Annotated in this window: 1 protein-coding gene; it reads left to right on the plus strand. The window is 46.7% G+C overall.

Annotated elements, in window-relative coordinates; all coding sequences use genetic code 11:
• Positions 1-14: 14 nt before the first annotated feature.
• Entirely contained in the window at positions 15-11960 is an 11946-nt protein-coding gene (bamA, locus tag C5I45_RS10300; RefSeq protein WP_107994378.1) for a bacillomycin D hybrid PKS/NRPS BamA, read from the plus strand.
• Positions 11961-11985 lie beyond the last annotated feature (25 nt).

Consider the following 11985-nt stretch of genomic DNA (forward strand, 5'->3'; position numbering starts at 1 on the left):
CCAGGAGGGGACCTATGTATACCAGTCAATTCCAAACCTTAGTAGATGTCATTCGGGAAAGAAGCAATATCTCTGACCGCGGGATCCGTTTTATCGAATCCGATAAAAACGAGACGGTTGTCTCTTATCGCCAATTGTTTGAAGAGGCGCAAGGATATCTTGGCTATTTACAGCATATCGGCATTCAGCCGAAGCAGGAAATTGTATTTCAAATCCAAGAAAACAAATCATTTGTCGTTGCTTTTTGGGCTTGTATATTAGGAGGAATGATCCCGGTGCCGGTCAGTATCGGAGAAGATGATGACCATAAGCTGAAGGTCTGGCGCATTTGGAACATATTAAATCACCCGTTTCTGATTGCCTCTGAAAAAGTATTGGACAAAATAAAGAAATACGCTGCAGAACACGATTTACAGGATTTCCATCATCAATTAAACGAAAAATCTGACATCATTCAAGATCAAACCTACGATTACCCCGCTTCGTTTTATGAACCTGGTGCGAATGAACTCGCCTTTATCCAATTTTCTTCAGGATCGACAGGAGATCCAAAAGGAGTCATGTTAACGCATCACAACTTAATACATAACACGTGCGCCATTGGGAATGCCCTAGCCGTTCATTCGAAAGACTCTTTCTTATCATGGATGCCTTTAACGCATGATATGGGGCTCATCGCCTGCCACCTTGTTCCCTTCATAACCGGAATCAATCAAAATCTGATGCCTACAGAATTATTTATTCGCAGACCTATTCTTTGGATGAAAAAAGCTCATGAACATAAAGCCAGTATTCTATCCTCTCCTAATTTCGGATACAACTACTTCCTTAAATTTCTGAAAAACGAACCAGACTGGGATTTATCCCACATCAAGGTCATCGCAAACGGTGCAGAACCGATATTGCCGGAGCTCTGTGACGAATTTTTGAAAAGATGCGCAGCATTCAATCTGAAAAGATCCGCCATTTTGAATGTTTACGGTTTAGCGGAAGCTTCGGTCGGCGCAGCATTCTCTAAATTAGGTAAAGAATTCGTTCCCGTTTATTTGCATCGCGATCATTTAAATCTCGGTGAAAGAGCTGTAAACGTCAGCAAAGAGGATCAAAATTGCGCTTCATTCGTCGAAGTGGGACGACCTATTGACTATTGTCAGCTTCGGATCTCCGATGAAGCAAATGAAAGAGTAGAAGACGGAATCATCGGCCATATCCAGATCAAAGGAGACAATGTGACTCAAGGGTATTATAACAACCCCGAGAGTACGGAAAAAGCGCTGACTTCTGACGGCTGGGTAAAAACGGGAGACCTCGGATTCATTAGTGAAAGTGGTAACTTAGTCGTAACCGGAAGAGAAAAGGACATTATTTTCGTGAACGGAAAAAATATCTACCCGCACGATATTGAACGGGTAGCGATTGAAATGGAAGAGGTTGACTTAGGAAGGGTTGCCGCCTGCGGTGTATATGATCAAAAGACACAAAGCGGAGAAATCGTGCTCTTTGTTGTTTACAAAAAATCACCTGAAAAATTCGCACCGCTTGTCAAAGAGATAAAAAAGCATTTGCTCAAGCGGGGCGGCTGGAGCATAAAAGATGTCCTTCCGATCCGAAAACTCCCTAAAACAACCAGCGGAAAGGTTAAACGCTACGAACTTGCCAGACAGTATGAGGCAGGGAATTTTTCAACAGAGTCTGCCGCCATCAATGAATATTTGGAGAGCAGCCCGGAAACGTCCGGACAGACTCCCATTCATGAAATTGAAACGGAATTACTGTCTATCTTTTCCGATGTGCTCAATGGGAAAAAGGTTCACCTCGCTGACAGTTATTTTGATATGGGAGCAAATTCATTACAGTTATCGCAGATTGCCGAGCGCATAGAACAGAAATTCGGACGCGAGCTTGCCGTTTCAGATCTCTTTACGTATCCTTCTATCACTGATTTAGCGGCGTATCTGTCTGAAAGCCGGGCTGAAATCAAGCAGGACGCGGCAGCGAAACCAAGCCATGTGACACCGAAAGATATCGCCATTATCGGGATGTCGCTCAATGTCCCTGGAGCATCAACTAAAAATGATTTTTGGAATCTGCTTGAAAAAGGTGAGCACAGCATTCGAGAATACCCTGCATCCCGGCTGAAAGATGCGGCGGATTATTTAAAGTCCATCCAAAGCGAAATCAATGAGAATCAGTTTGTGAAGGGCGGCTATTTAGATGAAATCGACCGCTTTGATTACTCGTTCTTCGGTTTAGCTCCTAAAACGGCTCAGTTTATGGACCCTAACCAAAGACTGTTTTTGCAGTCTGCATGGCATGCGATTGAAGATGCGGGCTATGCCGGCGGCAGCATGAACGGGAGCCGTGTCGGGGTATATGCAGGGTACTCGAAGGTGGGCTACGATTATGAACGTCTCCTTTCTGCGAATTATCCGGAGGAGCTTCATCAATATATCGTGGGCAATCTCCCTTCCGTGTTAGCCAGCCGAATCGCTTATTTCTTAAATTTAAAAGGGCCGGCGGTCACAGTCGATACGGCGTGCTCCTCATCGCTTGCCGCCGTTCATATGGCATGTAAATCTTTAATATCCGGCGATTGTGAAATGGCTCTTGCCGGCGGTATCCGGACATCGCTCTTGCCGATCTGTATCGGACTCGATATGGAATCTTCGGACGGGTACACGAAAACGTTCAGCAAAGATTCAGACGGTACTGGCACAGGTGAAGGCGCGGCCGCAGTCCTGCTGAAACCTCTGCAGGATGCTGTTCGCGACGGAGACCATATTTACGGCGTAATCAAGGGAAGCGCGTTGAATCAAGACGGAACAACCGCCGGGATTACAGCACCGAATCCGGCAGCTCAGACTGAGGTCATTGAGACGGCCTGGAAAGACGCGGGCATTGCCCCTGAAACACTGTCTTTCATCGAAGCGCATGGCACCGGAACGAAGCTCGGCGATCCGGTTGAATTTAACGGGCTTTGTAAAGCGTTTGAAAAGTATACGGCAAAAAAACAATTTTGTGCGATTGGTTCTGTTAAATCGAACATCGGTCATTTGTTTGAAGCGGCAGGCATCGTCGGGCTGATCAAATCTGTCCTCATGCTGAATCACAAGAAAAATCCGCCGTTAGTGCACTTTAATGAACCTAATCCGCTCATTCATTTTCACTCTTCACCATTTTACGTAAACCAGGAAGCTGCAGCGTTCCCATCCGGTGATGAGCCGCTGCGAGGCGGAGTCAGCTCATTTGGCTTTAGCGGAACGAACGCTCATGTGGTATTGGAAGAATATATTTCTCAAAGTGAGTATGCGCCCGAGGATGAACATGGGCCGCACCTATTTGTTTTATCCGCTCATACTGAAAAATCACTCTATGAACTCGCACAGCAGTACCGGCAATATGTATCGGATGACAGCCAAGCTTCATTAAAGTCCATTTGCTATACAGCCAGTACGGGCAGGGCTCATTTGGATCATGGCATTGCCATGATTGTATCCGGTAAACAAGAACTATCGGATAAGCTGACCCGCCTGATTCAGGGAGACAGAAACCTTCCCGGTGTATACATCGGCTACAAGAATATGAAGGAAATGCTGCCCGCTCATAAAGAAGAGCTGAATAAACAAGCAGCCGCACTGATTAAGCAGCGTTTACGTACGCAAGATGAACGGATCACATGGCTGCATCGCGCCGCCGAATTATTTGTGCAAGGAGCCGTTATCGATTGGCGCGCGCTTTATTCAGGTGAAACTGTACAAAAGACGCCATTGCCCTTGTATCCGTTTGAACGGAGCCGATGCTGGGCTGAAGCTGACCAATTGCGCTTAAACGAGGACGAAAAGAGAGGAGAAGCGGCATTGAATATCAATCAATCGAAGTCGCATATTGAATCCTTCCTGAAAACTGTAATCAGCAATACTTCGGGGATCAGAGCGGAGGAACTCGATCTGAATGCTCATTTTATCGGACTCGGAATGGATTCTATCATGCTGTCACAGGTCAAAAAAGCCATCGCGGACGAATTTGGGGCAGACATCCCGATGGATCGTTTTTTTGATACGATGAACAACCTTCAAAGTGTCATAGATTACTTGGCTGAGACCGTTCCATCGTCCTTTGCATCCGCTCCGCCTCAAGAGAATGTTCCGGCGCAGGAAATGCAGGTCATTTCAGAAGCACAGTCTGAATCGGATCGCAGAGAAGGTCATCAAGAGCATATGCTCGAAAAAATAATCGCTTCTCAGAATCAATTAATTCAGGATACCTTGCAAGCTCAATTAAATAGCTTTAATTTGTTGAGAAACAGCGGACATCATTCCGATGAGAAAGAATACGCTAAAGCGCAAGAGAGATCAATTCCTTCTGTCCAGCAGGGGCCTCCGGCCGTCACTGCAGAAAAGAAAGCGGCTCAAGAAGCGAAACCCTATGTTCCTTTCCAGCCTCAGAACCTGCATGAACAGGGACACTATACCGCACGGCAAAAACAATACTTAGAAGATTTCATCAAGAAATACGCAGATAAAACGAAAGGTTCCAAACAATATACGGACAACACCCGATTTGCTCATGCAAACAACCGCAACTTGTCCAGCTTCCGTTCATATTGGAAGGAAATCGTATACCCGATTATCGCCGAACGTTCTGACGGTTCTAAAATGTGGGATATTGACGGAAATGAATATATCGATGTCACCATGGGATTCGGGGTTAACCTTTTCGGGCATCATCCTTCCTTTATTACACAGGTTATCGATGATTCAGCCCGTTCATCATTGCCTCCGCTCGGACCGATGTCAGATGTCGCCGGTGAAGTTGCCGACCGGATCCGCACATGTACCGGGGTAGAAAGGGTCGCTTTCTATAATTCCGGAACAGAGGCCGTCATGGTTGCCCTGCGTTTGGCGCGGGCGGCAACAGGAAGAAAGAAAGTGGTGGCGTTCTCGGGCTCTTATCACGGCACGTTTGACGGCGTATTAGGGGTTGCCGGCACAAAAGGCGGAGCTGCGTCTGCGAATCCGCTGGCTCCTGGTATACTGCAGAGCTTTATGGATGATTTGATTATTTTACATTACAACAATCCCGATTCGCTGGACGTGATCCGCAGTCTTGGTGATGAATTGGCAGCCGTACTGGTGGAACCGGTACAAAGCCGCAGACCGGATTTGCAGCCGCGGGCATTTTTGAAAGAATTGCGGGCGATCACGCAGCAATCCGGAACAGCTCTGATTATGGATGAAATTATTACCGGATTTCGGATCGGTCTCGGCGGCGCACAGGAATGGTTCGGCATTCAGGCTGATTTAGTGACCTACGGAAAAATCATCGGCGGCGGACAGCCGTTAGGGGTAGTTGCCGGAAAAGCTGAGTTCATGAATGCGATCGACGGGGGTACCTGGCAGTATGGGGACGATTCCTACCCGCAAGACGAGGCGAAACGCACGTTTGTGGCCGGAACCTTCAATACTCATCCGCTTACCATGAGAATGTCATTAGCCGTGCTTCGTCATTTACAAACCGAGGGAGAACATCTGTATGAGCAGCTTAATCAAAAAACAGCCTACTTGGTCGATGAGCTGAATCGCTGCTTCGAACAAGCGCAAGTGCCTATCCGCATGGTTCGATTCGGTTCTTTATTCCGGTTTGTCTCATCGCTTGATAATGACTTGTTCTTTTACCATCTCAACTATAAAGGTGTCTATGTGTGGGAAGGACGCAACTGCTTCTTGTCTGCGGCGCATACCGCTGATGATATAGAAAAGATTATTCAAGCGGTGAAAGACACGGTGGAGGATCTTAGCCGAGGCGGATTTATTCCGGAAGGCCCGGACTCCCCTGATGGCGGAGGCCGTAAAAAGTCCGGGACGCGCGAGCTTTCACCTGAACAAAAGCAGTTGGTTATGGCATCCCATTACGGGAATGAAGCTTCCGCCGCTTTAAACCAGTCCATTATGCTGAAAGTGGAGGGCGAACTGCAGCATACGCCATTAAAACAAGCCGTCCGGCATATCGTTGACCGTCATGAAGCTTTACGTACAGTGATTCATCCCGATGACGAGGTACAGCAAGTGCAGGAACGGATGAATATAGAAATACCAGTCATTGATTTTACCGGTCACCCGCATGAACATCGGGAGTCGGAAATTCAAAAATGGCTGACAGAAGATGCCAAGCGGCCGTTTCATTTCCATGAACAAAAGCCTTTGTTTAGAATCCATGTGCTTACTGCGGCTCACAATGAACATCTGATTGTGCTCACGTTCCATCATATCATTGCCGATGGATGGTCAATCGCCGTATTTGTTCAAGAACTGGAGAGCAACTACGCGGCAATTGTACAAGGAAAGCCGATTTCACCGAAAGAGGCAGATGTTTCGTTTCGCCAATACTTAGACTGGCAGCAGGCACAGATTGACAGCGGCCATTATGAAGAAGGGGTCCGTTATTGGCGGCGTCATTTCTCTGAACCGATTCAGCAGCCAATTCTGCCGAGCACAGGTTCTGTCCGTTATCCGAACGGGTATGAGGGAGACCGGTGTACCGTCAGGCTTGGACGGCCATTGAGCGAGGCTTTAAGGTCATTAAGCATTCAGATGAAAAATAGCGTATTTGTGACAATGCTGGGTGCATTTCATCTTTTTCTGCACCGGCTTACCAAACAGTCAGGCCTTGTGATCGGGATCCCCGCAGCAGGTCAATCGCATATAAAACAGCATGATCTGATTGGAAATTGCGTCAATATGATTCCGGTGAAGAACACGTCTACTTCAGAAAGCACTTTAACCGGTTATCTTGGCAGTATGAAAGAAAGCGTGAATCTTGCAATGCGGCACCAAGCCGTCCCGATGACACTGGTGGCCAGAGAGCTTCCGCACGATCAAGTGCCGGATATGCGTATTATCTTTAATTTAGACAGGCCTTTTCGAAAGCTGCATTTCGGAAAGGCGGAAGCGGAGCCCGTTGCATACCCGGTAAAATGCACCCTGTACGATTTATTTCTTAACATAACAGACGCGCATCAAGAATATGTTCTTGATTTCGACTTTAATACGAACGTCATCAGTCCGGAAATCATGAAAAAGTGGGGAGCGGGTTTTACAAATTTGCTGCAAAAAATGGTTGAGGGGGATTCAATCCCTCTTGACGCCATGATGATGTTTTCCGATGAAGAACAGCACGATTTACAAAAACTGTATGATGAACACCAGAAGCGGGTCTCTTCAATAGGAAGCAATACAGCAAATTTCACTGAAGCCTACGAGGCGCCGATAAATGAAACGGAACGGCAGCTGGCGCGGATTTGGGAGGAACTTTTCGGCCTTGAACGGGTCGGCAGATCAGATCGCTTTCTGGCTCTGGGAGGAAACTCGCTCCAGGCGACGCTTATGCTTTCCAAAGTTCAGAAGACATTTCATCAAAAGGTTTCCATCGGACAATTTTTCAATCACCAGACTGTTAAGGAATTAGCACATTTCATTCAGAACGAAACAAAAGTCGTGCACCTCCCGATGAAGGCTGCCGAGAAAAAAGCGTATTACCCGACATCGCCGGCGCAGCAAAGAGTATATTTCCTGCACCAACTGGAACCGGATCAGCTGGCGCAAAATATGTTCGGCCAAATATCAATAACAGGGAAGTACGATGAGCAAGCCCTGATCTCGTCTCTTCAACAAGTGATGCAGCGGCACGAAGCGTTTCGCACGTATTTCGACATTATAGATGGCGATATCGTTCAGAAACTTGAAAACGAAGTTGATTTTAACGTTCATGTCCGGACAATGAGCCGGGACGAATTTGATGCCTATTCAGACCGGTTTGTAAAACCGTTCCGCCTGGACCAAGCTCCGTTAGTTCGTGCGGAGCTGATCAAGATTGAAAACGAGCAGGCCGAACTGCTCATCGATATGCATCATATCATTTCGGATGGTTATTCCGTCAACATCCTTACAAATGAATTGCTGGCTTTATATCATCAGAAACCATTACCGGACATTGAATTTGAATATAAAGATTTCGCAGAATGGCAAAACCAACGGCTGAATGAGGATGCCATGAAGCGGCAGGAGACATATTGGCTGGAACAATTTCAAGACGAAATTCCCATCCTTAACCTGCCGACAGACGGTTCACAAGCGGCAGAACGGTCTTCTGAGGGACAGCGTGTGACATGCTCCTTACAGCCGGATGTCATCCGTTCGCTTCAAGATTTGGCGCAAAAGGCGGAAACCACTCTCTATACGGTGCTTCTGGCCGCCTATAATGTGCTGCTTCATAAATATACCGGACAAGAAGACATTGTCGTAGGCACGCCTGCTTCAGGAAGAAATCATCCGGATATCGAAAAAATCATCGGTATTTTCATACAAACCATCGGAATCCGGACGAAGCCGCACGCCAATAGAACGTTTACGGATTATCTGGAAGAAGTAAAGCGGCAGACGCTTGACGCTTTCGAAAACCAAGACTATCCATTCGACCGGCTTGTGGAGAAATTAAATGTGCAGCGGGAAACAACCGGAAAGTCTCTGTTTAACACGATGTTTGTGTTTCAAAACATTGAATTTCATGAAATCCGGCACAATGAATGTACATTTAAAGTGAAAGAACGAAATCCAGGGGTCTCTTTGTATGATTTGATGCTCACGATCGAAGATGCCGGTCAACAGATAGAGATGCATTTTGATTATAAACCGGGACGATTCACAAAAGACACCATTGAACAGATCACCAGACACTATACCGGCATTTTAAACAGTCTTGTTGAGCAGCCGGAGATGACATTGTCTTCCGTTCCTATGCTGTCTGAAACCGAACGGCATCAACTGCTGACGGAGTGTAACGGCACAAAGACGCCGTATCCGCATAACGAAACAGTAACCCGATGGTTTGAAATGCAGGCGGAACAGAGTCCCGATCATGCAGCCGTTATTTTTGGCAATGAGCGGTATACGTACAGACAGCTCAATGAACGGGCGAACCGATTGGCGCGGACGTTACGGACAAAAGGCGTACAAGCTGATCAATTCGTTGCCATCATCTCTCCGCATTGCATCGAGTTGATTGTTGGTATTTTGGCTGTTCTGAAATCAGGCGGCGCATACGTGCCCATTGATCCTGAATATCCGGAAGATCGGATCCAATATATGCTGAGAGATTCAAGGGCGGAGGTTGTGTTGACACAGCGCAGCCTGCTGGATCAATTACCGTATGATGGTGACGTTGTGCTTTTGGATGAGGAAAACTCATACCATGAGGATCACTCGAATCTTGAATCGGACAGCGATGCGCATGATTTGGCCTACATGATCTATACGTCAGGTTCCACGGGAAATCCAAAAGGTGTCCTCATTGAGCATCAGGGACTGGCTGATTATATTTGGTGGGCGAAAGAGGTCTATGTAAGAGGTGAGAAAACCAACTTCCCATTATACTCTTCCATCTCTTTCGATCTGACTGTGACCTCGATATTTACGCCGCTGGTTACGGGAAATACCATCATTGTCTTTGACGGCGAAGACAAAAGCGCTGTGCTTTCTGAGATTATGCGGGACTCAAGAATAGACATGATCAAGTTGACCCCGGCACATCTGCACGTCATCAAGGAGATGAATATCGCTGGCGGCACCGCAATACGGAAAATGATTGTCGGCGGAGAAAATTTAAGCACCCGTCTGGCCAAATGTGTCAGCGAGCAGTTTAAAGGCCGGCTGGACATTTTCAATGAATACGGACCGACGGAAGCTGTCGTCGGATGTATGATTTATCACTTCGACGCAGAACGGGACAAGCGGGAATTTGTACCGATCGGCACTCCGGCTGCCAACACGGATATTTATGTGGCCGATGCAAGCAGAAATCTGGTTCCGATCGGGGTAATCGGCGAAATATATATCAGCGGACCGGGTGTTGCCAGAGGGTATTGGAACCGTCCGGATTTAACGGCAGAGAAATTTGTTGAAAACCCGTATGTCCCGGGAGCGAAGATGTACAAATCAGGGGATTTGGCTAAGCGGTTGAAGGACGGAAATCTTGTATATATCGGGCGCATTGATGAACAAGTCAAAATCAGGGGACACCGAATCGAGCTTGGTGAAATTGAAGCAGCAATGCATAACGCGGAAGCGGTGCAAAAAGCCGCGGTTACAGTGAAAGAAGAAGACGGCTTAAAACAATTATGCGCGTATTACGTAAGCGACAAGCCTATAGCGGCTGCGCAGCTTAGGGAACAATTGTCATCGGAGCTTCCGGACTACATGATTCCGTCCTATTTTGTCCAACTGGAGCATATGCCGTTAACGTCCAACGGGAAAATAAACCGTAAGGCACTGCCAGCACCAGAAGCGAGTCTGCAGCTGACAGCTGAATATGTTCCGCCGGGTAATGAGACGGAGTCCAAACTGACAGATTTATGGAAGGAAGTGCTCGGAATAAGCCATGCGGGGATCAAACATAATTTCTTTGATCTCGGAGGCAACTCCATCCGAGCGGCTGCCTTAGCCGCCAGAATTCACAAAGAGCTGGATGTGAATCTGTCTCTAAAAGACATATTCAAGTTTCCTACCATTGAACAATTGGCTGACAAGGCGTTACACATGGACAAAAACCGATATGTACCGATTCCGGCTGCAAAGGAAATGCCATATTATCCGGTTTCTTCAGCTCAGAGGCGTATGTATTTGTTAAGTCACACAGAAGGCGGCGAGCTGACTTACAATATGACGGGTGCCATGAATGTGGAAGGGACGATCGATCCCGAACGGTTAAACGCCGCTTTCCGAAAATTAATCGCGCGTCATGAAGCGTTGCGGACCAGCTTTGATTTATATGAAGGCGAGCCGGCACAGCGTATTCATCAGAACGTCGACTTTACGATAGAACGGATTCAAGCAAGCGAAGAAGTAGCGGAAGACCGTGTGCTTGATTTCATCAAAGCGTTTGACTTAGCCAAACCGCCGCTGATGCGGGCCGGACTGATTGAAATTGAACCTGCACGGCACGTGCTTGTGGTTGATATGCATCATATCATTTCTGACGGCGTGTCCGTCAATATTCTGATGAAAGATTTAAGCCGAATCTACGAGGGGAACGAACCGGACCCGCTCTCTATTCAATATAAAGACTTTGCAGTTTGGCAGCAATCGGACATTCAGAAACGGAACATCAAGAGCCAGGAAGCGTATTGGCTGGATCAGTTTCACAGTGATATTCCTGTACTGGATATGCCTGCGGATTATGAGAGACCTGCCATACGCGATTACGAAGGCGAATCATTTGAATTTCTTATACCCGAACACTTGAAACAGCGTTTAAGCCAAATGGAAGAAGACACAGGAGCAACACTGTATATGATTTTATTGGCGGCCTATACGATTCTTTTATCCAAGTACAGCGGACAAGAAGATATTATCGTAGGAACGCCATCTGCCGGGCGGACTCATTTGGATGTAGAGCCGGTCGTGGGAATGTTCGTCAATACGTTAGTCATTCGCAATCACCCGGCGGGCCGTAAAACATTTGATGCCTACTTAAACGAAGTAAAAGAAAACATGCTGAACGCCTATAAAAATCAAGACTATCCATTGGAAGAATTAATTCAGCATCTGCATCTTCCAAAAGATTCAAGCCGCAATCCTTTATTCGATACGATGTTTGTGCTGCAAAATCTCGATCATGCTGAATTGACTTTCGATTCTCTTCAACTCAAGCCGTATTCATTTCATCATCCGGTTGCCAAATTCGATTTGACCTTGTCGATTCAGACGGACCAAGACAACTATCACGGACTGTTTGAATATTCGAAAAAACTGTTTAAGAAAAGCAGAATCGAGGTTTTATCAAACGACTACTTACACATCCTATCGGCGATTTTGGAACAGCCAAGCATTCTAATCGAACATATCGGATTGAGCGGCAGCAATGAGGAAGAAGAGAACGCGCTTGATTCTATTCAATTGAACTTTTAGGGAAAAGCATTATTTCTTTAAATTA

Source organism: Bacillus sp. ZY-1-1 (genome assembly GCF_003047165.1).
In the GTDB taxonomy this organism is placed as follows: domain Bacteria; phylum Bacillota; class Bacilli; order Bacillales; family Bacillaceae; genus Bacillus; species Bacillus velezensis.